The 21,320-nt window shown below is 71.6% G+C and carries 23 protein-coding genes and 4 tRNA genes; 20 read left to right on the top strand and 7 right to left on the bottom strand.

Annotated features, from left to right (window positions below):
- The first annotated feature begins 59 nt into the window (after positions 1-59).
- From ACZ5FU_RS04895 to ACZ5FU_RS04860, 8 genes are all read left to right on the top strand, one after another.
- Positions 60-644 carry a 4Fe-4S binding protein gene (locus ACZ5FU_RS04895; RefSeq protein ID WP_451527080.1) on the top strand — a complete coding sequence of 195 codons (585 nt, stop codon included), beginning with the start codon at positions 60-62 and terminating at the stop codon, positions 642-644.
- Positions 641-1,279 (top strand): NADH-quinone oxidoreductase subunit J family protein, encoded by a 639-nt coding sequence (locus tag ACZ5FU_RS04890; RefSeq protein ID WP_451527028.1) that lies wholly within the window; start codon positions 641-643, stop codon positions 1,277-1,279. The genes ACZ5FU_RS04895 and ACZ5FU_RS04890 overlap by 4 nt, the downstream gene beginning before the upstream one ends.
- Positions 1,279-1,677: an NADH-quinone oxidoreductase subunit NuoK gene (gene nuoK / locus ACZ5FU_RS04885; protein WP_451527027.1), complete on the top strand. Its 399-nt coding sequence runs from the start codon at positions 1,279-1,281 to the stop codon at positions 1,675-1,677. The genes ACZ5FU_RS04890 and nuoK overlap by 1 nt, the downstream gene beginning before the upstream one ends.
- The gene (locus tag ACZ5FU_RS04880) at positions 1,674-3,668 is read left to right on the top strand and encodes an NADH-quinone oxidoreductase subunit 5 family protein (RefSeq protein ID WP_468833693.1); all 1,995 of its coding nucleotides are present in this window, start codon (positions 1,674-1,676) and stop codon (positions 3,666-3,668) included. The genes nuoK and ACZ5FU_RS04880 overlap by 4 nt, the downstream gene beginning before the upstream one ends.
- A gap of 6 nt (positions 3,669-3,674) precedes the next feature.
- Positions 3,675-5,249 carry a complex I subunit 4 family protein gene (locus ACZ5FU_RS04875; protein WP_451777709.1) on the top strand — a complete coding sequence of 525 codons (1,575 nt, stop codon included), beginning with the start codon at positions 3,675-3,677 and terminating at the stop codon, positions 5,247-5,249.
- On the top strand, positions 5,246-6,763 hold the full coding sequence (locus ACZ5FU_RS04870; RefSeq protein WP_451777712.1) for an NADH-quinone oxidoreductase subunit N: 1,518 nt from the start codon (positions 5,246-5,248) through the stop codon (positions 6,761-6,763). The genes ACZ5FU_RS04875 and ACZ5FU_RS04870 overlap by 4 nt, the downstream gene beginning before the upstream one ends.
- Positions 6,764-6,945: 182 nt before the next feature.
- Positions 6,946-7,806 (top strand): zinc metalloprotease HtpX, encoded by an 861-nt coding sequence (gene htpX / locus ACZ5FU_RS04865; protein WP_398097314.1) that lies wholly within the window; start codon positions 6,946-6,948, stop codon positions 7,804-7,806.
- Positions 7,803-8,195 (top strand): YccF domain-containing protein, encoded by a 393-nt coding sequence (locus ACZ5FU_RS04860; protein WP_451527023.1) that lies wholly within the window; start codon positions 7,803-7,805, stop codon positions 8,193-8,195. The genes htpX and ACZ5FU_RS04860 overlap by 4 nt, the downstream gene beginning before the upstream one ends.
- A 333-nt stretch (positions 8,196-8,528) precedes the next feature.
- On the opposite strand, the gene ACZ5FU_RS04855 is transcribed toward ACZ5FU_RS04860, so the two are convergent.
- Entirely contained in the window at positions 8,529-9,791 is a 1,263-nt protein-coding gene (locus ACZ5FU_RS04855) for an APC family permease (protein WP_451777715.1), read from the bottom strand.
- A 165-nt stretch (positions 9,792-9,956) separates the two neighbouring features.
- Here ACZ5FU_RS04855 and ACZ5FU_RS04850 point away from each other — a divergent pair, with 165 nt between their 5' ends.
- On the top strand, positions 9,957-10,223 hold the full coding sequence (locus ACZ5FU_RS04850; protein WP_451527021.1) for a GlsB/YeaQ/YmgE family stress response membrane protein: 267 nt from the start codon (positions 9,957-9,959) through the stop codon (positions 10,221-10,223).
- Positions 10,224-10,366: 143 nt separating this feature from the next.
- Here ACZ5FU_RS04850 and ACZ5FU_RS04845 read toward each other — a convergent pair whose 3' ends face one another.
- Positions 10,367-10,855, bottom strand: coding sequence for a YajQ family cyclic di-GMP-binding protein (locus ACZ5FU_RS04845; protein ID WP_451527020.1), 489 nt, complete (start codon positions 10,853-10,855; stop codon positions 10,367-10,369).
- Positions 10,856-11,081: 226 nt separating this feature from the next.
- Here ACZ5FU_RS04845 and ACZ5FU_RS04840 point away from each other — a divergent pair.
- Positions 11,082-11,163 (top strand) — tRNA-Tyr (locus ACZ5FU_RS04840).
- A 123-nt stretch (positions 11,164-11,286) separates the two neighbouring features.
- On the opposite strand, the gene ACZ5FU_RS04835 is transcribed toward ACZ5FU_RS04840, so the two are convergent.
- Positions 11,287-11,664, bottom strand: coding sequence for a hypothetical protein (locus ACZ5FU_RS04835; RefSeq protein WP_468833688.1), 378 nt, complete (start codon positions 11,662-11,664; stop codon positions 11,287-11,289).
- Positions 11,665-11,762: 98 nt separating this feature from the next.
- On the opposite strand from ACZ5FU_RS04835, the gene ACZ5FU_RS04830 reads away from it, so the two are divergent.
- The gene (locus ACZ5FU_RS04830; protein WP_451527018.1) at positions 11,763-11,975 is read left to right on the top strand and encodes a hypothetical protein; all 213 of its coding nucleotides are present in this window, start codon (positions 11,763-11,765) and stop codon (positions 11,973-11,975) included.
- Positions 11,976-11,993: 18 nt separating this feature from the next.
- On the opposite strand, the gene ACZ5FU_RS04825 is transcribed toward ACZ5FU_RS04830, so the two are convergent.
- Both ACZ5FU_RS04825 and ACZ5FU_RS04820 read right to left on the bottom strand, forming a co-directional pair.
- Positions 11,994-12,650, bottom strand: coding sequence for an SDR family oxidoreductase (locus tag ACZ5FU_RS04825; RefSeq protein WP_451527017.1), 657 nt, complete (start codon positions 12,648-12,650; stop codon positions 11,994-11,996).
- Positions 12,651-12,849: 199 nt separating this feature from the next.
- The gene (locus tag ACZ5FU_RS04820) at positions 12,850-14,118 is read right to left on the bottom strand and encodes an amidohydrolase family protein (protein WP_451527016.1); all 1,269 of its coding nucleotides are present in this window, start codon (positions 14,116-14,118) and stop codon (positions 12,850-12,852) included.
- Positions 14,119-14,368: 250 nt separating this feature from the next.
- On the opposite strand from ACZ5FU_RS04820, the gene ACZ5FU_RS04815 reads away from it, so the two are divergent.
- The 6 genes from ACZ5FU_RS04815 (at position 14,369) to ACZ5FU_RS04790 (ending at position 17,044) form a co-directional block, all read left to right on the top strand.
- Positions 14,369-14,441 (top strand) — tRNA-Thr (locus ACZ5FU_RS04815).
- A 46-nt stretch (positions 14,442-14,487) separates the two neighbouring features.
- Positions 14,488-14,560 (top strand) — tRNA-Met (locus ACZ5FU_RS04810).
- A gap of 89 nt (positions 14,561-14,649) precedes the next feature.
- Positions 14,650-14,814 (top strand): 50S ribosomal protein L33, encoded by a 165-nt coding sequence (gene rpmG, locus ACZ5FU_RS04805; protein ID WP_003948671.1) that lies wholly within the window; start codon positions 14,650-14,652, stop codon positions 14,812-14,814.
- Between the two features lie 111 nt (positions 14,815-14,925).
- On the top strand, positions 14,926-15,378 hold the full coding sequence (locus ACZ5FU_RS04800) for an FAS1-like dehydratase domain-containing protein (RefSeq protein ID WP_451527015.1): 453 nt from the start codon (positions 14,926-14,928) through the stop codon (positions 15,376-15,378).
- Position 15,379: 1 nt separating this feature from the next.
- Positions 15,380-15,808 carry a MaoC family dehydratase gene (locus ACZ5FU_RS04795; protein ID WP_451527014.1) on the top strand — a complete coding sequence of 143 codons (429 nt, stop codon included), beginning with the start codon at positions 15,380-15,382 and terminating at the stop codon, positions 15,806-15,808.
- A gap of 180 nt (positions 15,809-15,988) precedes the next feature.
- Positions 15,989-17,044 carry a UDP-N-acetylmuramate dehydrogenase gene (locus ACZ5FU_RS04790; protein WP_451527013.1) on the top strand — a complete coding sequence of 352 codons (1,056 nt, stop codon included), beginning with the start codon at positions 15,989-15,991 and terminating at the stop codon, positions 17,042-17,044.
- Positions 17,045-17,153: 109 nt separating this feature from the next.
- On the opposite strand, the gene ACZ5FU_RS04785 is transcribed toward ACZ5FU_RS04790, so the two are convergent.
- The gene (locus tag ACZ5FU_RS04785; RefSeq protein WP_451527012.1) at positions 17,154-18,185 is read right to left on the bottom strand and encodes an adenosine deaminase; all 1,032 of its coding nucleotides are present in this window, start codon (positions 18,183-18,185) and stop codon (positions 17,154-17,156) included.
- A gap of 123 nt (positions 18,186-18,308) precedes the next feature.
- On the bottom strand, positions 18,309-19,535 hold the full coding sequence (locus ACZ5FU_RS04780) for a pyridoxal phosphate-dependent aminotransferase (protein ID WP_451527011.1): 1,227 nt from the start codon (positions 19,533-19,535) through the stop codon (positions 18,309-18,311).
- A gap of 282 nt (positions 19,536-19,817) precedes the next feature.
- Between ACZ5FU_RS04780 and ACZ5FU_RS04775 the strand changes: the two genes are divergently transcribed.
- From ACZ5FU_RS04775 to nusG, 3 genes are all read left to right on the top strand, one after another.
- A tRNA-Trp gene (locus ACZ5FU_RS04775) sits at positions 19,818-19,890 on the top strand.
- 107 nt (positions 19,891-19,997) lie between these two features.
- The gene (secE, locus tag ACZ5FU_RS04770; protein ID WP_356560341.1) at positions 19,998-20,285 is read left to right on the top strand and encodes a preprotein translocase subunit SecE; all 288 of its coding nucleotides are present in this window, start codon (positions 19,998-20,000) and stop codon (positions 20,283-20,285) included.
- 79 nt (positions 20,286-20,364) lie between these two features.
- The gene (gene nusG / locus ACZ5FU_RS04765) at positions 20,365-21,273 is read left to right on the top strand and encodes a transcription termination/antitermination protein NusG (protein ID WP_468833685.1); all 909 of its coding nucleotides are present in this window, start codon (positions 20,365-20,367) and stop codon (positions 21,271-21,273) included.
- The last annotated feature ends 47 nt before the right edge of the window (positions 21,274-21,320 follow it).

Raw genomic sequence — 21,320 nt, 5'->3', positions numbered from 1 at the left:
CCCGTCTCTCGATCCCCGGATCCGGCCTCGCCAAAGGCCTGGCCGTCACCCTGCGCACGATGACGCGGAAGACCGTCACCGAGCAGTACCCGGACGTCCAGCCCGACCTCCCGCCCCGCACCCGCGGGGTGATCGGTCTGTTCGAGGAGAACTGCACGGTCTGCATGCTGTGCGCCCGCGAGTGCCCGGACTGGTGCATCTACATCGACTCCCACAAGGAGACGGTCCCGGCGGCGACCCCCGGCGGCCGCGAACGCAGCCGCAACGTCCTCGACCGCTTCGCCATCGACTTCTCCCTGTGCATGTACTGCGGCATCTGCATCGAGGTCTGTCCTTTCGACGCGCTGTTCTGGTCCCCGGAGTTCGAGTACGCCGAGACCGACATCCGCGAACTCACCCACGAGCGGGACAAACTCCGCGAGTGGATGTGGACCGTGCCGGCCCCGCCCGCCCTCGACCCCGGCGCGGAGGAACCGAAGGAGATCGCCGCCGCCCGCAAGACGGCCGAGAAGCTGGCCGCCGCCCGGACCGCCCCGGAGACGGGGACCGAGGCGGAGACGCGCACGCCCCCGACACCGCGGGACACCCAGGCGGGCCGGGCCACTCCGCCCACACCGGACAACCCCCAGGGAGGCGAGGCGTGACCCTCGCTCAGGCACCCCACGGCTTCCTCTCCCCGACCGGCGTGGAGATCGCCTTCGTCCTCGTCGGCCTGGTGACCTTCGGCGCCGCCCTCGTCACCGTCACCACCAAACAGCTGGTGCACGCCGCCCTCTGGCTGGTGGTGGCCCTCGGCGGACTGGCCGTCGAGTACCTCCTGCTCACCGCGGAGTTCATCGCCTGGGTGCAGGTACTGATCTACGTGGGTTCCGTCGTCGTCCTCCTCCTCTTCGGTCTGATGCTCACCAGAGCGCCCATCGGCCGCTCCCCGGACGCGGACTCCGGCAACCGCTGGGCCGCCCTCACGGTCGCCGTCGCCGCCGCGGCCGCCCTCGTCTGGGTCGTCGTCGACGCCTTCCGCACCACCTGGATCGACCTCGACGGCCCGGCCGCCGGCTCCACCGAGGTCACCGGCGCGAGCCTCTTCCAGAACTGGGTCCTGCCCTTCGAGGCCCTCTCCGTCCTGCTCCTCGCGGCCCTGGTCGGCGCGATCGTCCTGTCCCGCAAGGCGAAGGCGGAGTCGAGCTCTCCCCCTCTGAACTCCCGGGACACCGGCAAGAGTTCCCGGTCCGTCCCGGATGCCCGGAAAAATCCGGCCGAGCAGGAAGGCGCCCACTGATGCACCTCGCCTATCCCGCCGTCCTCTCCGCCCTCCTCTTCTGCACCGGCCTGTACGGCGTCCTCGCACGCCGCAACGCGATCCTGGTCCTGATGTCGGTCGAGTTGATGCTCAACGCCGTCAACCTGAACCTCGTCGCCTTCGACGTCTGGCTCAGCCGGACCGCCGAGGAGACCCTGCACTCCGGTCAGGCCCTGACCCTGTTCACCATCGCCATCGCCGCCGCCGAGATCGGCATCGGCCTGGCCATCGTCCTCGCCGTCCACCGCAACCACGGCACCGCGGACATCGACAGGCTCCGCGACACCGCCGAGGGCCACGACGGCGCCGGGGGCGGCCGGCCCCCCGCGGACGACGGCACCGCACCCACGGCCGAGAAGGCTGAGGCCACCGCGTGACCACGACCACCCTCGCCGTCCTCGTCCCCCTCCTGCCGTTCCTCGGCGCCGTCGCCGGCCTGCTCCTCGGCCGCACCGCCCCCGGCTTCGTGCGCCCGCTCGCCGTCCTGCCGACCCTCGCCTCCCTCGTCCTGGCCGCGACCGTCGCGGTACGCCAGGGCGGGAACGCGGCCGTCGACGCCGCCACCGAGCTGACGCCCACCGGCTCCGTCCCGATCGAACTCGCCCTGTACGTCGACGGCTTCGCCGCCCTCGTCGCCACCCTGGTCGGCCTCGTCGCCACCTGCGTGCAGATCTACTCGACGGGCTACCTGCGCGACGACCCGCGCTACCCCTCGTACGCCGCCCTCGTCTCCCTGTTCACCTCCGCGATGTTCCTCGTCGTCTACTCGGGCGACCTGATCGTGCTGCTGGTCGGCTGGGAGGTGATGGGCATCTGCTCCTACTTCCTGGTCGGCCACTACTGGGAGACCCCGGAGGCCCGCGCCGCATCCATCAAGGCCTTCCTCGTCACCAAGCTCGGCGACGTCCCCTTCCTCATCGGTCTGTTCGCCCTCGCCACCGACGCCGGCTCCTTCCGGATCACCGAGGTCCTCGCCACGGTCGCCCGCGGCGGACTCGACCACCCCACGCCCATCGCCCTGCTGCTCCTGGCCGGCGTGGCCGGCAAGTCGGCGCAGTTCCCGCTGCACACCTGGCTCCCGGACGCGATGGCCGGCCCGACACCCGTCTCCGCGCTCATCCACGCCGCGACCATGGTCGCCGCCGGTGTCTACTTCGTCGCCCGTCTCCTCCCGGTGTTCGAGGCCTCCCGGGCCGCGATGGTCGTCCTCGCCGTCATGGCCGCCGTCACCATGGCCGGCTCGGGCCTCGCCGCGCTCGCCCAGGACGACATCAAACGGGTCCTCGCCTACTCGACGATCGGCCAACTCGGCTACATGACCGGCGCCCTCGCCGTCGGCGACCGCGGTGCCGCCGTCTTCCACCTCCTCTCCCACGGCGCCTTCAAGGCCCTGCTGTTCCTCGCGGCCGGCGTGATCATCCACGCGGCCGGCACCAACTCGCTGGCCGCCATGTCCCGCACGAGCGGCCTGCGCGACCGCGTCCCGGACGCCTTCTGGACGATCACCGTGGCCCTCCTCGCGCTCGCCGCGATCCCGCCCTTCAGCGGCTTCTTCTCCAAGGAGACCGTCCTCGGCGCCGCCGAGCACGTCTCGACCGGCCACACCGGGCACGCCCCCGCCGCGGCCGGCTGGATCGTCCTCGTCGCCGGCCTGCTCACCGCGGTTCTCACCGCCGCCTACGCGGCCCGGCTGTGGCTGCTGGCCTTCCGGGGCCACGGCGCCGAGGCCCCCGACCACGGCCGCCAGCCGCTGACGATGACCGTGGTGCTGTGGGTGCTCACGGTCCCGTCCCTCGCCCTCGGCGGGCTCGCCTACCGCTCGCTGCCCGACTGGTTCGACGGCCGTGACCTCGCCCCGACCCTCACGACCTCCGTCCTCGGCACCGGCCTGGCCCTCGTCGGCGGCCTGGCCGTCCACACCGCCTGGCGGCACACCACCGCCCTCGCGGCCCGCTTCCCGCTCGGCGCCGTCGCCGCCCACCCCGAGGGCGACGCCGCACTCGTCGAGGCCGAGGCCATCGCGACCCACACACCCGCCTACGGAGACGTGGCCTCCGCACCCGACCCGGCAGACCCCGGACGGCTCCTGCTCGGTCCCCTGCACCGTCACGCGGCCGCCGGCTTCCACCTGGACGCCGTCTGCACCACCGTGTTCGTCCGCCCCGTGCAGGCCGCGGCGAGCCTCGTCCGGTTCCTCGACCGCGAGGTCGTCGACACCTACGTACGCGGCGCGGGCACCCTGCCCCGCTGGCTCGGCGCCGCCGTACGGCGCGCCCAGACCGGCAACGTCCAGACCTATGTGAGCGCGCTGCTCGCCGGCACCGTCGTCCTGGTGGTCGCCGCCGTCCTCGTCGCCACGGGAGCGTGAGCAGGCGTGATCGATATCAGTGAGTCCCTGATGCAGTTCCTTCTGGCATTGATCGTGGCCGGCCCGCTCCTCGGCGCGGTCACCGCTCTCCTGCCCGCCCCGCCGGGGCTGAAGGGGAAGTCGCCCGAGCAGGCCGTCCTGCGGCACGGTGTCACCGTCACCGGTGCGATCCTCGTCGCCACGATCGTCCTCGCGCTCGGCTTCGACCACGACCAGCCGTCGAAGATGCAGGCCACGACGGACATCAGCTGGATCCCCGCGCTCGACGTGCGCATCCACCTCGGCATCGACGGCATCTCCCTCCCCCTTCTGGTCCTGACCGCGCTGCTGACCTTCCTGTGCGCGCTCTACTCGTACTTCAACCCGCCCGCGGGCCCGAGCCCGAAGGCCTTCGTCGCGCTCCTGCTCCTCCTCGAGGCCGGCACCCTCGCCACCTTCGCCGTCCTCGACCTGCTGCTGTTCTTCCTCGCCTTCGAGACGGTCCTGATCCCGATGTACTTCCTCATCGCCCGCTGGGGCGGAGGGGACCGGACCCGGGCGGCCTGGAAGTTCATCCTGTACACGCTGCTCGGATCCGTCCTCATGCTGCTCGGCCTGCTCCTGATCGGAATCAGGGCCGGCACCTTCGACATGGTGGCACTCGCCACTGACAATGGCCGGTCCCTGACCACATCCGTGCAGGTCATCGCCGTTCTGGCGATCGGGATCGGACTCGCGGTGAAGACCCCGATGTGGCCCCTGCACAGCTGGCTGCCGGACGCCCACACCGCCGCCCCGACCGTCGGTTCGGTCCTCCTCGCCGGCGTCCTGCTGAAGATGGGTACGTACGGGTTCGTCCGGATCGTCCTCCCGGTCGCGCCCGACGGCTTCCACACCTTCGCGCCCTGCCTCGCCGCCCTCGCCGTCGTCGGCATCGTCTACGGCTCCCTGGCCTGCCTCGCCCTCGCCAAAGAGGGCGCCAAGGGCGACCTCAAGCGCCTGATCGCCTACTCCTCCGTCGGACACATGGGCTTCGTCCTGCTCGGCATCGCCTCCACGACCCCGACCGGAGTCAACGGCGCCCTCTTCGCCAACATCGCCCACGGACTCATCACCGGCCTGCTGTTCTTCCTGGTCGGTGCCCTGAAGGACCGCACCGGCACCACCGACCTGGACACCCTCGCGCAGGAGACCGGTGCCGCCCTCTACGGCAGGGCCCCCCGCCTCGGCGGCCTCCTCGCCTTCGCCGCGGTCGCCTCCCTCGGCCTGCCCGGCCTGGCCGGGTTCTGGGGCGAGATGCTGGCCCTGTTCGGCGCCTTCGACCCCGCCGACGACCTCAGCCGCCCCGCCTTCCTCGCCTTCACCGCGATCGCCGCCTTCGGAACGCTCCTGACCGCGGCCTACCTCCTCGTCGTGGTCCGCCGCGTCTGCATGGGCGCCGTCCCGCAGGACGCCCCGCGCCTCACCGACGTCCGTGCCTACGAGTTCGCGGCCTGGACACCGCTCGTCGTCCTCACCGTCGTCGCCGGCCTCTGGCCCAAGGCACTCCTCGGCCTGACCGACCCGGCCGTGCAGCAGCTCCTCGCAGGAGGCAACCGATGAGCCACCTCGCCGCCGCCCCCTCGCTCGTCCAGTCCGTCGACTGGCTCGCCATCGCCCCGCCCACCCTCACGGCGGTCGTCGCACTCGTCGTCCTCGTCGCCGACCTGTTCGTGCCCGACAAGCGCAAGCCGCTCCTCGGCCTGCTCTCCGTCGCGGGCCTCGCCGCCGCCACCGCCCTCCTGCTCCCGCTCCTGGACGGCGACCGCTCCACCTTCTGCCTGACCGGCGACACCCGCGTGTGCAGCTACACGGCCGACCACTTCACCCTCGCCATCCAGTTCCTGGTGCTGGGCGGAGCGCTGCTGGCCGCCCTCCTGTCGGTCACCGCCCTGAAGGACGAGCGCGGACGGCTCCCCGAGGGCGAGTTCTGGTTCCTGCTGCTGTCCTCCGCCGCGGGCGCGGCCCTGCTGCCCGCCTCCCGAGACCTCGCCACCCTCGTCGTCGCGCTCGAGGTCGCCTCCCTGCCCGCCTTCGCCCTCGTCGGCATCCGGCACGGCGACCGCCGCTCCTCGGAGGCGGCCCTGAAGTTCTTCCTGTCGTCCGTCACCGCGACCGCCGTCAGCCTCCTGGGCATCAGCTTCGTCTACGCCACGACCGGCACCCTGTACCTCACCCAGGTGGCCGACCGCCTCCAGGACGTCGACGGACAACTGCACACCCTCGCCCAGACCGGCGTCGTCCTCACCCTCATCGGCTTCGCCTTCAAGACGGCCGCCGTCCCCTTCCACTTCTGGGTCCCCGACACCTACGTCGGCGCGCCCCTCCCCATCGCCGCCTACCTGTCGGTCGTCGGCAAGGCCGTGGGCTTCTCCGGCCTCATCCTCGTCACGGTCGTCGCCTTCCCGTCGTACGCCGACGTCTGGGGACCCGCGCTGGCGGCACTGGCCGCCCTCACCATGACCGTCGGCAACGTCGGAGCCCTCCGCCAGCAGGCCACGCGCGCGTACAGCGCCGTACGTCTGCTCGCCTGGTCCTCCGTCGGACAGGCCGGCTACCTCCTCGTCCCGATCGCCGCCGCCGCGTACTCCGACGACCCCGAGCACGCCGTCGGCTCCACCGTCGCCTACGCCCTCATGTATGCCGCCGTGAACCTGGGAGCCTTCGCCGTCGCGGCCCTGGTCGGCCGTACGCACGCCGCGAACCGCGTCACGGACTACCAGGGCCTGTACGCGAGGAACCCGCTCTCCGCGCTCGTCCTGGCCTTCTTCCTGCTCTGCCTCGCCGGGCTGCCGCCCGGCATCATCGGGCTCTTCGCCAAGGTCACCGTCTTCTCGGCCGCCGTCGACGCCGGCCTCGGCTGGCTCGCCGTCGTCATGGCCGCCAACGTCGTGATCGCCCTGTACTACTACCTCCGGTGGACGGCGCTCCTCTTCCGCGCCCCCGAGGGCGAAACCGGCGAGCACCCCGTCCCCGCCCCCCTCACCGCCGCGATCGCCCTCACCGCGGTCCTCGGCGTCGCCCTCTCCGGCGCCCCGCAACTCGTCCTGAGCTTCGCCGGCACCACCCTCTTCTGAGCCGTCACCCGGACGGCCCACGCCCGCCGCCGGGAGCACAAGGGAACCCGGGGCCGTCGTCTGGCGTTGTCCAAAACGGGAGGTTCCACTGGACGTGGCACCACGACACCAGCGGAACCGCAGATCAGAAGGCAAGATCCGCAAGCGAAGGGTTCCCTGCCGCACGATTTGGAGGGCGTACCGTGCACCGCCGGCACAACGGGCTCAGGACCGCAGTACTCCTCGGGGGACTGTCGGCACTCATCATCGTCATCGGCAGCTTCTTCGGCCGTGCGGGACTCGTCGTCGCGGTCCTGATCGCCCTCGGCACCAACGCGTACGCGTACTGGAACAGCGACAAGCTGGCCCTGCGTGCCATGCGCGCCCGCCCCGTGAGCGAGTTCGAGGCCCCCGGCCTCTACCGCATGGTCCGCGAGCTCTCCACCCAGGCCCGCCAGCCCATGCCCCGCCTCTACATCTCCCCGACCGAGGCCCCCAACGCCTTCGCCACCGGCCGCAACCCGCGCAATGCCGCCGTGTGTTGCACGGAGGGCATCCTGCGCCTCCTCGACGAGCGCGAACTGCGCGGTGTCATCGGCCACGAGCTGAGCCACGTCTACAACCGCGACATCCTCATCTCCTCGGTGGCCGGCGCCCTCGCCTCAGTGATCATGTTCCTGGTCAACTTCGCCTGGCTGATCCCGGTGGGGCGCTCCAACGACGACGACGGCCCCGGCATCCTCGGCATGCTGCTGATCATGATCCTCGGCCCGCTCGCCGCCAGCCTCATCCAACTGGCCATCAGCCGCTCCCGCGAGTACGAGGCAGACGCCTCCGGCGCCCAGCTCACCGGCGACCCCCTGGCCCTCGCCGGCGCCCTGCGCAAGCTCGAACTGGGCACCAAGCAGCTCCCGCTGCCCCCCGAGCCCCGTATCGAGACCGCGAGCCACATGATGATCGCGAACCCGTTCCGCCCGGGCCAGGGCCTCTCCAAGATGTTTTCGACGCACCCGCCGATGGCGGAGCGCATCGCCCGTCTCGAGAAGATGGCAGGACACCAGTGAAGACCATCCTGAACGTCATATGGCTCATCCTCAGCGGCTTCTGGCTGTTCCTCGGTTACGTGTTCGCAGGCCTGCTGCTGTGCGTCACCATCATCGGCATCCCCTTCGGCGTCGCGGCCTTCCGCATCGGCGTCTACGCCCTGTGGCCCTTCGGGTACACGACGGTCGAGCGCCGCGACGCGGGAGCCCCGTCCTGTCTCGGGAACGTCCTCTGGCTGGTCCTCGCCGGCTGGTGGCTGGCCCTCGCCCACATCGTCACCGGCATCGCCCTGTGCATCACGATCATCGGCATCCCGTTCGGCATCGCCAACTTCAAGCTGATCCCGGTCTCGCTGCTCCCGCTGGGCCGCGAGATCGTGCCCACGGACCAGCCGTTCGCCGCACGCTGATCGCCGCCTGCCCACCACGGCGGTCGGAGCGCGGTCGTCCACAGCCCACTGCTTTTCCACAGGCCGCCCCGGCTGTCAGGAGCAGCCCGCACCATGGACGCATGACGCAGAACGAGCAGACGGGAAAACCACCCGCAGGAGCCCGGGCCCACGCCCGACCGCACGGTGCGTCCCGCATACCCGGACGGCACACCCCGACCGCGTAGCGGGCGCGGTTTCCTGCGGGCCGGGCCCGGTGACGCCCCGGCGCCACGGGCGGTGTCGTGGAGGACGCCACCCAGCCACGCCCACCTCCGCCACGCCGGCATCCCACCCGCCGGCGTCCCGGCCCGCCTACCCCCGCCCTCTCCCCGCACCCACCCGCGCCCGCACTCCGTACACGGCCACGCCCAGCGCCAGCACCCCCACCCCCACGACCACCGAGGTTCCCGGCAGCGCGAAGGCCAGGACCAGGCAGCCGAGGAGGCCCACCGCCGGCAGCGCCCGCCTCAGGGGAGCCGAATCCAGGGTCCACGCCGACGCGTTGGCCACCGCGTAGTACGCCAGCACACCGAAGGAGGAGAAACCGATCGCGCCGCGCACGTCCACCGTGGCGGCGAGGACGGCGACCACCGCGCCCACGGCCAGCTCGGCCCGGTGCGGCACCTGGAAGCGCGGATGCACGGCCGACAGCACGCCGGGCAGATGACGGTCCCGGGCCATGGCCAGCGTGGTCCGTGAGACACCCAGGATCAGGGCCAGCAGCGAACCCAGCGCGGCCACGGCGGCCCCCACCCGGACCACCGGCACCAGCTCCGGCACACCCGCGGCGCGCACCGCGTCCACCAGCGGCGCGGCAGCCCGCCCGAGACCCCCCGACCCCAGCACGGAAAGGACGGAGACCGCCACACAGACGTACACGGCCAGCGCGATGCCGAGCGCGAGCGGAATCGCGCGGGGAATGGTCCTTGCCGGATCCCGCACCTCCTCGCCGAGGGTCGCGATGCGCGCGTACCCCGCGAAGGCGAAGAACAGCAGGCCGGCGGCCTCCAGCACCCCACTGAGCCCTTCGGACGTCCCGATGTCCAGCCGCCCGGCGTCGGACTGCCCGGAGCCCGCGCACACGACGACCACGGAAGCGAGGACCGCCAGGACCACCGCCACGATCAGCCGTGTCAGCCGGGCCGACTTGTGGACGCCGCCGTAGTTCACCGCGGTCAGGACCACCACGGCCGCGACCGCCACCGCGTGCGCCTGCCCCGGCCAGACGTACGCCCCGACCGTCAGCGCCATCGCCGCGCAGGAGGCCGTCTTGCCGACCACGAAGGACCAGCCCGCGAGATAACCCCAGAAAGGACCGAGCCGTTCGCGCCCGTACACATAGGTGCCGCCCGAGGCCGGGTACAGCGCGGCCAGACGGGCCGACGACGTGGCGTTGCAGTAGGCGATCACGGCGGCGAGCGCGAGTCCGAGCAGCAGCCCCGAGCCGGCGGCGCGGGCGGCGGGCGCGAGGGCGGCGAAGATGCCGGCGCCGATCATCGAGCCGAGCCCGACGACCACGGCGTCCCCGACGCCCAGGGTGCGCCGCAGTTCGGCGGCCGATCCGGACTGTGTCATGGGCCGCACCCTACTGAGCAGGGGAACCACCGGGTGTCGCCAGGACGTCGTCCCCGGCGACACGGAACGAACGGGTCGTGGACGCGTGCGGACGCGCAGCCTGACCGGAGCGAGATCACAGCACCGGGACGGTGCGGGCACAGCGCGGAAGGGCAGGGTCAGGACATGAGCATCATCAGCTGGATCATTCTGGGGCTGTTGGCCGGAGTCATCGCCAAGGTACTGCTGCCGGGCCGGGACCCGGGCGGTCTCATCGGCACCACCGTCATCGGCGTGGCGGGCGCGTTCATCGGCGGTTGGATATCGGCCCGCTGGCTGGACCACCCCGTCACCAAGGACTTCTACGACGGTGCCACCTGGGCGGCGGCGATCGGCGGGTCGCTGGTGCTCCTGATCGTCTACCGCATCCTGTTCGGCAACTCCCGGGACTGAGAACCCGCCGTTCCGGCGTCGGCTCCACTCTCTCCGGCCCGTCCGTCCGTCCGCCTGCCCGTCCGCCGGGACGGACGGGCAGCGCGACTGCTGCCGCGACGCCTGCCCTTCCGTCCCGCTGCCAGATCCTGGAGAGGCAGGACCTACCGGTAGTTCACGAACTGCAGCGCGAAGTCGAAGTCCTGACCCTTCAGCAGGGAGATGACGGCCTGGAGGTCGTCACGGCTCTTGGAGCTGACGCGCAGTTCTTCACCCTGGACCTGGGCCTTGACGCCCTTGGGGCCCTCGTCGCGGATGAGCTTGGCGACCTTCTTCGCGTTGTCCTGGGAGATGCCCTCCTTGATCTCCGCGAAGAGCTTGTACTCCTTGCCGGAGAGCTGGGGCTCGCCCGCCTCCAGAGCCTTCAGCGAGATCCCGCGCTTGATCAGCTTCGACTGGAAGACGTCGAGGACGGCGTTCACCCGGTCCTCGGAGTTCGCCTCCATGAGGATCTTTTCTCCGGACCATGAGATCGAGGCGCCGACGCCCTTGAAGTCGTAGCGCTGGGAGATCTCCTTGGCGGCCTGGTTGAGGGCGTTGTCGACCTCCTGCCGCTCGACCTTCGAGACGATGTCGAAACTGGAGTCGGCCATGTCCTGTGGCTCCTTGGTATCGGGGTGCGTATCGGATGCGTGTCGGCGTGTGTGGGGCTGCCGTCGAGCCCGGCGTGGGACGCGGGCCGCATCCGGACAAGCCTAGCCACCCGGCCCGGTCGTGGCGGGGAGGAATCCAGGTGGCGGAGCACCCCTACCCATCGGGTATCGTTTACGTCGTTGCCGAAGAGCACCGCCGAAAAGCGGTTCGAACGGCGGCAAACCCGGCGGTGTGCCCGAGCGGCCAAAGGGAGCAGACTGTAAATCTGCCGGCTCAGCCTTCCCAGGTTCGAATCCTGGCGCCGCCACGCTGAGTAAGACCCCCTCCGAACTGCGGAAACGCAGCGCGGAGGGGGTCTGCTTCGTTTTCGGCCGTTTTCTCCGGTCCGGTTTCTCGGATCCGGTCGGGCGGCGGCGGGGCGCCGCCCGACTCATCGGCCGCCGGAGGGCGGCTCCACCGACGAGTCGAGCCCGGGCGCCGGCTCCGATCCCGGCCCCGACCCCGGTGTCGGCCCGGGCGACGGCTCCGACGCCTCCCCCCGTTCCCGGGCCTTCGCCGCCTTCCGCACGTCCGTTTCGACGTCGTTGCGGGGTCTGTTCTCGTCCTTGGCGTACTCCGCCAGCGCGGCCTGGGTGTCGCGGTCGAGGTCGCGCCAAGCGCGCAAGGCGGTCTCATAGGTGTCGGTCTGGGCCTGGGACCAGGGGGCCGTCGTGGGCGCGCCGTAGGTGTCCCGCAGATGCAGGACCCTGGCGTGCGCCTCGTCGGCCGCACGCTGTTTCGCCACGAGTTCCTCGAAGGTATGTGCCATATGTAGCGATGCTAGGGAGAGGACGGCGGTCGCGCGCGGCGAACGGGGCGTCCGTCGCCGTACGCGACCCGCGTGGCGCACTGGGGCAGACTGAGCGCATGTCCAGCCGTCGCAGAACCTGCCCCGAATGCCGTCGGGAGATCGCCGTCGTCGCCGGACGGTTCGCCCGGCACGACCCGCCCGGCACGCGCGAGAACGGCCGGCTGACGTCCTGCCCCGGCTCGCGCAGCTCGGCACAACTGGGCGCCGCCCAGCCTTCCTTGGACGGTTACGTGGTGTCCGACATCCCCGGCCAGCTGCCCCTGTTCTGAACGCGCCCCAAAGCGCGCTCAGTTGCCCGCGACCGACCTCACGGCCACCGGCACGGGCGTCGACCCGGAGATCAGTTCCAGGGTCAGGCCGGCCGTCGCCGGGGTCTCCAGCAGTTCCGCGAGGACGGCGGCCACGTCGTCGCGAGGGATCGCCCCGCGGCCGGTCCGTGCCTCCAGCCGGACGACGCCCTTGCCCGGGTCGTCCGTGAGCGAACCGGGGCGCAGGATCGTCCAGTCGAGACCGTCCAGCCCCTGGACGTGGGCGTCGGCCTCGCCCTTGGCGCGCAGGTAGACGTCGAAGACCTCGTCACCCCGGCGGCCGGGGTCGGCGCCGTAGGAGGACACGACGAGGAAGCGGCGTACGCCCGCGCGGACCGCCGCGTCCGCGAACAGGACCGCCGCGCCCTTGTCGACGGTCTCCTTGCGGGACGTTTCGCTGCCCGGCCCGGCACCCGCGGCGAACACCGCCGCGTCCGCGCCCCGCAGGACGTCCGCCACCTCCTGCTCCGATGCCGACTCCAGGTCCAGTACGACCGGTTCGGCACCGACGGCCCGCAGGTCGTCGCTCTGTTCGGCCTTGCGGACGATGCCCGCGACCTCGACTCCGCGTGCGGCGAGCAGGCGCTCCAGCCGCAGCGCGATCTGACCATGACCTCCGGCGATGACAATGCGCATGTCTTCGACCGTACGCCCGGCCGGCCCGTACGGCGCGACACCGGTGCCGCACGCCGTGTCCCGCGAGCATCGGACCCCGGCGGCCTCCGGCTCCCCGCGGACCCCCGGCCCGCCATGTCCCGCGGCCCCCGCACCCCGCGGCACCGCCCCCCGGCCCACGGCGGCAAGCCCCACTTCCACCCCCACCCCCGGTCCCGGCCTACGGCAGCAAGCCCCGTCCCTGCCGCGGCAGCCCCGACTCCTCCGCCGGCGCCGAGTCGCAGTACTCGCGCACCGCGCTGGTGCGGGCCACCACCCGCCCCCGGTGGATCACGATCCGGCTGTACGCCAGCGACAGCACGCCCGCCAGACGGTCGCCGCGGACGGCCAGCAGGTCGGCGGGGAAGCCCGCCTCCACCCGCACCTCGGGCAGCCCCAGGGCCGCCCGCGCGGACGTGCTGACGGCGTCGTACGCGTCCTCGGGGCGCAGGCCGTGGCGGGAGGCCAGGAGGTACGCCGCCTCCAGCGGGTCGCCCCGGCCGACCGGGTTGGAGACGTCCCGGAGGGTGCCGCTGCCGGCCGCGACCCGGACCCCGGCCGCGCGCAGCAGCCGTACCGGGGGCGTCTCGCGGCGGTCGGTGGCGCCGCAGCCGCCCTGGGGGAGGCACACCACCGTCACGCCCGCCGCGGCGAGTCGGTCGGCGGTGCGGGCCGCGGACTCGGCGGGGAGGCGGGCGAGGGCGGCGCACGGGCCCAGGGTGACGCCGGGACGCAGACCGCCCGCCATCGCGGCCAGGCGTGCCAGACGTGCCGGGTCGGCGGCGTCGGTGTGCAGGTCGACGGGGCAGCCGTGTTCGGAGGCGACCTCCAGGACCGCCTCCACGTACCCGGTCGGGTCGGGGTCGAGGTCCGGGCAGCCGCCCACCACCGAGGCGCCCATCTTCAGGGCGTCCCGCAGCATCGCGAGCCCGTCCGCGCCCGCCGCCCCGGTCAGCAGCCGGGGCATCGCCACCGTCGTCAGCTCGGCCAGCCCGCGCAGCGAGCGCCGGGCCTGGAGGACGGCCGCCAGCGAGCCGAGCCCCTGGACGTCGCCGACGCGCACGTGCGCGCGGGACGCCGTCGCCCCGTGCCCGAGTTGCAGCAGGACGGCCTCGGTGGCCCGGCGCCGGACGTCCCCCGCGGCGTGCGAGACGGGTCCGTCGGTGTCCGCGGAGAGAGCGGTGTCGGCGTGGGCGTGGGGTTCGGCGGGGGCGGGCAGGAGGAGGTACCCGGCGAGGTCCACACGGGTGCCGGGGACGGGAGCGGGGCCTGCCGTCAGGCTGCCGGCGGTGCCGACCGCCTCGATGCGCCCGCTGCCCAGCCGCACGTCCACGGTCCGGCCGTCCGTGAGGCGGGCGCCGCACAGCAGCAGGGCGCCGGGGTCCGGCTGCCCGTCCGGGGAACCCGGCCACCCGGACGGCGTGGGCGGCTGCGGCTGGCTGTCGGGCATCGCGCTCCAAGGGCTCGGCGGAGAGTGGGGGGCTCGCTGCCCGGGGGCTCGGGCAAGATCACGCAGAGTGAGTCGAGCCTAGGGCGGCCGTCCGGCGCTGTCGGGGAGGAGCGCAATAGTCGTACCGGTGTGGCCCGGTGGGCCGGAGGGGCTCAGGAGCCGTGTGGCGCCCGGGTGGAACGGGGACCGGTGGGGCCCGGCAAACGGATTTGGGTGAACGGCTGCGGACCGTGTAATGTCTTCATCGCTCGCCCCAATAGCTCAGTCGGTAGAGCGTCTCCATGGTAAGGAGAAGGTCTACGGTTCGATTCCGTATTGGGGCTCTGGTGGGTGAGGTTCCCGTCGTGAGGCGGGACCTGATCCCATCAAAGCGGTGTAGCTCAGTCGGTAGAGCAAGCGGCTCATAATCGCTGTGTCACCGGTTCAAGTCCGGTCACCGCTACTGACAGTAGCCGATTGTGGGGTCGGTCCTTCGATCGGCTACTCTTTATTGCGTATATATGTCCCATCCGTTCGTCAAGGAGCACTCACGTGGCTGCCACCGACGTCCGCCCGAAGATCACGCTGGCCTGCGTGGAGTGCAAGGAGCGGAACTACATCACCAAGAAGAACCGGCGTAACAACCCGGATCGACTGGAGATGAAGAAGCACTGCCCGCGTTGCAACGCGCACACCGCGCACCGCGAAACGCGATAATTCAGGCTCGTACGTGAGGCCGTCCCCGAGTGATCGGGGGCGGCCTCACGTCGTTGAGCGACCAGTACCGGTCAGTAGAGCGACGCAGAGCAAGCAGGAGGTGCCGAGCCGATGGCGCTCGACCAGTCCTTCGTGGGGCGGACCTACCCGCCCACCGATCCCTATGAGGTCGGCCGGGAGAAGATCCGCGAGTTCGCGGAGGCCGTGGGGGACACCAACCCGGCCCACACCGACCCGGAGGCCGCCAAGGCGCTCGGGCATCCCGACGTGATCGCCCCGCCGACCTTCGTGTTCTCCATCACGTTCAAGGCCGCGGGCCAGGTCGTCCGGGACCCGCAGCTCGGTCTCGACTACAGCCGGGTGGTGCACGGCGACCAGAAGTTCGCCTACCGGCGCCCGGTGCGGGCCGGTGACCGGCTGACCGTGACCTCCACCATCGAGGCGATCAAGTCCATGGCGGGCAACGACATCGTGGACGTCCGGGGCGAGGTCCACGACGAGGCCGGTGAGCACGTCGTGACCGCCTGGACCAAGCTCGTCGCCCGTGCGGCGGAAGAGGGCTGACATGACCGCGAAGATCTCCTACGACGACGTCGAGGTCGGCACCGAGCTGCCGGCGCAGTCGTTCGGCGTGACCCGGGCCACCCTCGTCCAGTACGCGGGTGCCTCCGGGGACTTCAACCCGATCCACTGGAACGAGAGGTTCGCCAAGGAGGTGGGCCTGCCGGACGTCATCGCGCACGGCATGTTCACCATGGCCGAGGCGATCCGGGTCGTGACCGACTGGACCGGCGACCCGGGCGCCGTCGTCGAGTACGGCGTCCGCTTCACCCGGCCCGTCGTCGTCCCCGACGACGAACACGGCGCGACCATCGAGGTCACCGGCAAGATCGGCGCCAAGCTCGACGACAACACCGTCCGCGTGGACCTGACCGCGACCAGCGGCGGGCAGAAGGTGCTGGGGATGTCCCGGGCGGTCGTACGACTGGCCTGAACCCGGCCCGGTCCTGCGGCCGATGCGGGCGCGGCCGGCCCGGACGACGCCCGTTCCGGGCCGGAGCCGTCCCGCCGACACCGCTGAGGTGAGAGGGGCGTCCTCCCGCGCGGGGGCGCCCCTCACCCACGGGTGCGTGCGCGGCCGGGGCTGTCGGTGCCGTCTCGTAGGCTTGGGCGCGTGCTGGAACTCCACGACGCCCCGCTCGCCCCGCTGACCACCTTCCGGCTGGGCGGCCCCGCCACCCGGCTGGTGACCGCGACGACCGACGCCGAGGTGGTCGCCGCCGTGCGCGAGGCCGACGCCGACGGCACGCCGCTGCTCGTCGTCGGCGGCGGCTCCAACCTCGTCATCGGCGACAAGGGCTTCGCGGGCACCGCCCTGCGCATCGCCACCAGCGGCTTCGACCTCACCGGCACGACGCTGGAGCTGGCCGCCGGAGAGGTGTGGAGCGACGCCGTCGCCCGCACCGTCGAAGCCGGACTGGCCGGCGTCGAATGCCTGGCCGGCATCCCCGGCTCGGCCGGCGCGACCCCGATCCAGAACGTGGGGGCGTACGGCCAGGAGGTCTCCGCCACGATCTCCGAGGTGATCGCCTACGACCGCCGCACCGGCGGGACGGTCGCGCTGGGCAACGAGGAGTGCGCCTTCTCCTACCGGCACAGCCGCTTCAAGGCCGACCCCGAGCGCTACGTCGTCCTGCGCGTCCGCTTCGCCCTGGAGGACGCCGACGGCCTGTCCGCGCCCCTCAGGTACGCCGAGACGGCACGCGCCCTGGGCGTGGAGCCCGGCGACCGGGTGCCGCTCGAGCAGGCCCGCGAGACCGTGCTGAAGCTGCGCGCGGGCAAGGGGATGGTCCTGGACGCCGAGGACCACGACACCTGGTCCGCCGGGTCCTTCTTCACCAACCCGATCCTCACCGAGGCCGACTTCGCGGCGTTCCGGGCACGCGTGAGGGAGCGGCTCGGCGAGGACGCCGTACCGCCCGCCTACCCGGCGGGGGAGGGACGCACCAAGACCTCCGCGGCCTGGCTGATCGACAGGGCCGGCTTCACCAAGGGCTACGGCGGCGGCCCCGCCCGCATCTCCACCAAGCACACCCTCGCCCTCACCAACCGCGGCGAGGCCACCACGGAGGACCTGCTCGCACTGGCCCGGGAGGTCGTGGCCGGAGTGCGGGAGGCGTTCGGCGTCACACTGGTGAACGAGCCGGTGATGGTGGGGGTCGAACTGTAGGGGTCCTCCGCGGGCGTCCACGGCGCGCGGCACCGCCCGCCGGGGCCGGCGCGGAGCGCGCCGAGCCGGCCCCGGAGCGGCCGGTGAACCGCGGGACGACGGCCGCAGGTCAGGCGGCCAGCCAGTCGTCCACCCCCTCCAGCAGCTTCTTCTGCACCTCCTTCGGGGCCGCCGAACCCTGGATCGAGTGGCGGGCCAGTTCGGCCAGCTCCTCGTCGGTGAAGGCGTGGTGGCGGCGGGCCAGTTCGTACTGGTCGGCCAGCCGGGAGCCGAACAACAGGGGGTCGTCGGCTCCCAGGGCCAGCGGCACCCCGGCCTCGTACAGGGTGCGCAACGGCACGTCCTCCGGCTTGTCGTAGACGCCCAGGGCCACGTTCGAGGCGGGGCAGACCTCGCAGGTGACACCGCGCTCCGCGAGCCGCCTCATCAGCCGCGGGTCGTCCGCCGCCCGGACGCCGTGCCCGATCCGTGTGGCGTGCAGGTCGTCGAGGCAGTCCCGCACCGAGGAGGGCCCGGCCAGCTCGCCGCCGTGCGGGGCCGACAGCAGCCCGCCCTCCCGGGCGATGGCGAAGGCGCGGTCGAAGTCCCGTGCCATGCCCCGGCGTTCGTCGTTCGACAGTCCGAAGCCCACCACGCCCCGGTCGGCGTACCGCACCGCCAGCCGGGCCAGTGTGCGGGCGTCCAGCGGATGCTTCATCCGGTTCGCCGCCACCAGCACCCGCATCCCGAGCCCGGTCTCGCGGGACGCCGACTCCACGGCGTCCAGGATGACCTCCAGCGTCGGGATCAGGCCGCCCAGCCGCGGCGCGTACGACGTCGGGTCCACCTGGATCTCCAGCCAGCCCGAACCGTCCTTCACGTCCTCCTCGGCGGCCTCGCGCACCAGCCGCCGGATGTCCTCGGGCTCTCTGATGCAGGAGCGGGCCGCGTCGTACAGCCGCTGGAAGCGGAACCAGCCCCGTTCGTCGGTCGCCCGCAACCGGGGCGGCTCCCCACTGGTCAGGGCCTCGCTCAGCGTCTCCGGCAGACGCACGCCGTACTTGTCGGCGAGTTCCAGCACGGTGCCGGGCCGCATGGACCCGGTGAAGTGCAGGTGCAGATGGGCTTTCGGCAGCTCAGAGACATCACGTACACGCTCCATTCCGGAATCCTGCCGTACGCCGAGGCCGTCCGGGTAGCCGTTTCCCCGAACGTGGACCTGCTCGCACACAGCGACGGGCCGCCTCCCGGAGGAGACGGCCCGCGGAATCCTGCAGGGGGCAGGTCAGTCCCTGGCCTCCGCCAGCAGCTTCTGGACGCGGCTCACGCCCTCGACGAGGTCCTCGTCGCCGAGCGCGTACGACAGCCGCAGGTAGCCCGGCGTGCCGAAGGCCTCGCCCGGGACGACCGCGACCTCCGCCTCCTCCAGGATGAGCGCCGCCAGCTCGACGGAGTCCTGCGGGCGCTTCCCGCGGATCTCCTTGCCGAGCAGCCCCTTCACCGACGGGTAGGCGTAGAAGGCGCCCTCGGGCTCCGGGCAGAGCACACCGTCGATCTCGTTGAGCATGCGCACGATCGTCCGGCGACGGCGGTCGAAGGCCTCCCGCATCTTCGCGACCGCCTCCAGATCACCGGAGACGGCGGCCAGCGCGGCCACCTGGGCCACGTTCGAGACGTTCGAGGTGGCGTGCGACTGGAGGTTCGTCGCCGCCTTCACCACGTCCTTCGGGCCGATGATCCAGCCCACCCGCCAGCCCGTCATCGCGTACGTCTTGGCGACACCGTTGACCACGATGCACTTGTCGCGCAGCTCGGGCAGGACCGCCGGCAGCGAGACGAACTTCGCGTCGCCGTAGACGAGGTGCTCGTAGATCTCGTCGGTCAGCACCCACAGACCGTGCTCCACGGCCCAGCGGCCGATCGCCTCCGCCTCGGCCTCGCTGTAGACGGCGCCGGTCGGGTTGGAGGGCGAGACGAAAAGGACGACCTTGGTCCGCTCGGTCCGCGCCGCCTCCAGCTGCTCCACGCTGACCCGGTAGCCGGTCGTCTCGTCGGCGACGACCTCCACGGGCACACCGCCGGCCAGCCGGATCGACTCGGGGTACGTCGTCCAGTACGGCGCCGGGACGATGACCTCGTCGCCCGGGTCGAGGATCGCGGCGAAGGCCTCGTAGATGGCCTGCTTGCCGCCGTTGGTGACGAGGATCTGCGACGCCTCGACCTCGTAGCCCGAATCGCGCAGCGTCTTCGCGGCGATCGCGGCCTTCAGCTCGGGCAGGCCGCCGGCCGGCGTGTAGCGGTGGTACTTCGGGTTCTTGCAGGCCTCGACGGCGGCCTCGACGATGTAGTCCGGGGTCGGGAAGTCGGGCTCACCGGCGCCGAAGCCGATCACCGGCCGCCCGGCGGCCTTCAGGGCCTTGGCCTTGGCGTCCACGGCGAGGGTGGCGGACTCGGAGATCGCACCGACCCGGGCGGAGACCCGGCGTTCGGTGGGAGGGGTTGCAGGGCTCATGACCCCATGTTTCCAGACGGGAAACACGCCGGGCACACGGGTTTCACGGACTGAACAAGGACGGGCTCCCCTGCGAACACCCGTGCCGATCCGGGCGATGGCCTGGTGATCTTCCGGCCGTTTCCCGGCGATCTTCCCCCGCCGGGGCCCCCATCGGGCGCTTCACGTTCGACGGGGCGCCCCGAAGCACGTACACTCCTACGTCGTTGGCCCTCAACAGCCGTGCCACAACCGGTGCACACCAAGCATCCGGACGGATGCGGTACGTTGGGGAACGCACAAAGGGTCGTAGCTCAATTGGTAGAGCACTGGTCTCCAAAACCAGCGGTTGGGGGTTCAAGTCCCTCCGGCCCTGCTACACACTCCTTGCCAGGACGTGTGCGCATGTACGTACAGAAATGCACCGCCGTGCGGCTCAGACCGGGCGCGGCACGGCCACGACCCGGGAACAGGTGAGGACGAATGGCGGATGCCGTGGGCTCCATCGACACGCCTGATGCCCAGGACGAGGTGCCTGAGGCGCAGAAGAAGTCCCGCAAGGGCGGCAAGCGCGCCAAGAAGGGCCCGCTGAAGCGGCTCGCGCTCTTCTACCGCCAGATCGTCGCGGAGCTTCGCAAGGTCGTATGGCCGACGCGGGGCCAGCTGACGACGTACACCATGGTCGTGATCGTGTTCGTGGTCATCATGATCGGTCTGGTGACCGTGATTGACTATGGACTCGACCACGCCGCGAAGTACGTATTCGGCTGAGCCGAGAGCGAAGGGCGCCGGGTGATCGGCGCCCCTTTCGCGTGTTCCACCCCTATGTATCCAGGAAGAAGCAGCCACCGTGTCTGACCAGAACCTGAACGACGCCATGGAGCCGCGCGGGGCGGATGCCGAGTCGGCTGACGACGAGCTCGACATCGTCGAGGGCGCTGACGAGGACCTGGACGAGTTCGAGGCTGCCGACGCCGAGGCGGGCGAGCCCGCCGAGGAAGCCGCGCTGCACGTCGAGGACTCCGACGAGGACGAGGCCGAGCAGGTCGAGGACTCCGACGAAGAGGACGCCGACGAAGAGGGCTCCGAGGACGACGAGGCCGTCGCGGAGGAGACCGAGGAAGCCGAGCCGGCCGAGCCCGTCGACCCCGTCGCCGCCCTGCGCGAGGAACTCCGCACCCTGCCCGGCGAGTGGTACGTCATCCACACGTACGCCGGCTACGAGAACCGCGTGAAGACCAACCTCGAGCAGCGCGCCGTCTCGCTGAACGTCGAGGACTTCATCTTCCAGGCCGAGGTGCCGCAGGAAGAGGTCGCGCAGATCAAGAACGGCGAGCGCAAGACGATCCGTCAGAACAAGCTCCCCGGCTACGTGCTGGTGCGCATGGACCTGACGAACGAGTCCTGGGGCGTCGTCCGCAACACCCCCGGCGTCACCGGCTTCGTGGGCAACGCCTACGACCCGTACCCGCTGACCCTGGACGAGATCGTCAAGATGCTCGCCCCGGAGGCCGAGGAGAAGGCCGCCCGCGAGGCCGCCGAGGCCGAGGGCAAGCCGGCTCCGCAGCGCAAGGTCGAGGTCCAGGTCCTGGACTTCGAGGTCGGCGACTCGGTCACCGTCACCGACGGTCCGTTCGCCACGCTCCAGGCCACGATCAACGAAATCAACGCCGACTCGAAGAAGGTCAAGGGCCTCGTCGAGATCTTCGGCCGCGAGACCCCGGTCGAGCTGAGCTTCGACCAGATCCAGAAGAACTAGCCCCTCCCGGCGACTTCTGGAACGCAAGCCTCCGACCAGGTCAGGTG

This window comes from Streptomyces sp. NPDC031554 (assembly GCF_055580685.1).
This window is presented reverse-complemented; position numbering and strand designations above follow the sequence as displayed.

What these genes read in the sequence shown, in the direction of transcription:
- ACZ5FU_RS04800 (WP_451527015.1), top strand. Translation starts at nt 14,926, where the DNA reads ATGGCGCTCGACCAGTCCTTCGTGGGGCGGACCTACCCGCCCACCGAT.
- ACZ5FU_RS04895 (WP_451527080.1), top strand. Translation starts at nt 60, where the DNA reads ATGACGCGGAAGACCGTCACCGAGCAGTACCCGGACGTCCAGCCCGAC.
- ACZ5FU_RS04820 (WP_451527016.1), bottom strand. Translation starts at nt 14,118, where the DNA reads ATGCCCGACAGCCAGCCGCAGCCGCCCACGCCGTCCGGGTGGCCGGGT.
- ACZ5FU_RS04780 (WP_451527011.1), bottom strand. Translation starts at nt 19,535, where the DNA reads ATGAGCCCTGCAACCCCTCCCACCGAACGCCGGGTCTCCGCCCGGGTC.
- secE (WP_356560341.1), top strand. Translation starts at nt 19,998, where the DNA reads ATGGCGGATGCCGTGGGCTCCATCGACACGCCTGATGCCCAGGACGAG.
- ACZ5FU_RS04855 (WP_451777715.1), bottom strand. Translation starts at nt 9,791, where the DNA reads ATGACACAGTCCGGATCGGCCGCCGAACTGCGGCGCACCCTGGGCGTC.
- ACZ5FU_RS04825 (WP_451527017.1), bottom strand. Translation starts at nt 12,650, where the DNA reads ATGCGCATTGTCATCGCCGGAGGTCATGGTCAGATCGCGCTGCGGCTG.
- ACZ5FU_RS04850 (WP_451527021.1), top strand. Translation starts at nt 9,957, where the DNA reads ATGAGCATCATCAGCTGGATCATTCTGGGGCTGTTGGCCGGAGTCATC.
- ACZ5FU_RS04835 (WP_468833688.1), bottom strand. Translation starts at nt 11,664, where the DNA reads ATGGCACATACCTTCGAGGAACTCGTGGCGAAACAGCGTGCGGCCGAC.
- ACZ5FU_RS04785 (WP_451527012.1), bottom strand. Translation starts at nt 18,185, where the DNA reads ATGGAGCGTGTACGTGATGTCTCTGAGCTGCCGAAAGCCCATCTGCAC.
- ACZ5FU_RS04870 (WP_451777712.1), top strand. Translation starts at nt 5,246, where the DNA reads ATGAGCCACCTCGCCGCCGCCCCCTCGCTCGTCCAGTCCGTCGACTGG.
- nuoK (WP_451527027.1), top strand. Translation starts at nt 1,279, where the DNA reads ATGCACCTCGCCTATCCCGCCGTCCTCTCCGCCCTCCTCTTCTGCACC.
- ACZ5FU_RS04795 (WP_451527014.1), top strand. Translation starts at nt 15,380, where the DNA reads ATGACCGCGAAGATCTCCTACGACGACGTCGAGGTCGGCACCGAGCTG.
- ACZ5FU_RS04845 (WP_451527020.1), bottom strand. Translation starts at nt 10,855, where the DNA reads ATGGCCGACTCCAGTTTCGACATCGTCTCGAAGGTCGAGCGGCAGGAG.
- ACZ5FU_RS04830 (WP_451527018.1), top strand. Translation starts at nt 11,763, where the DNA reads ATGTCCAGCCGTCGCAGAACCTGCCCCGAATGCCGTCGGGAGATCGCC.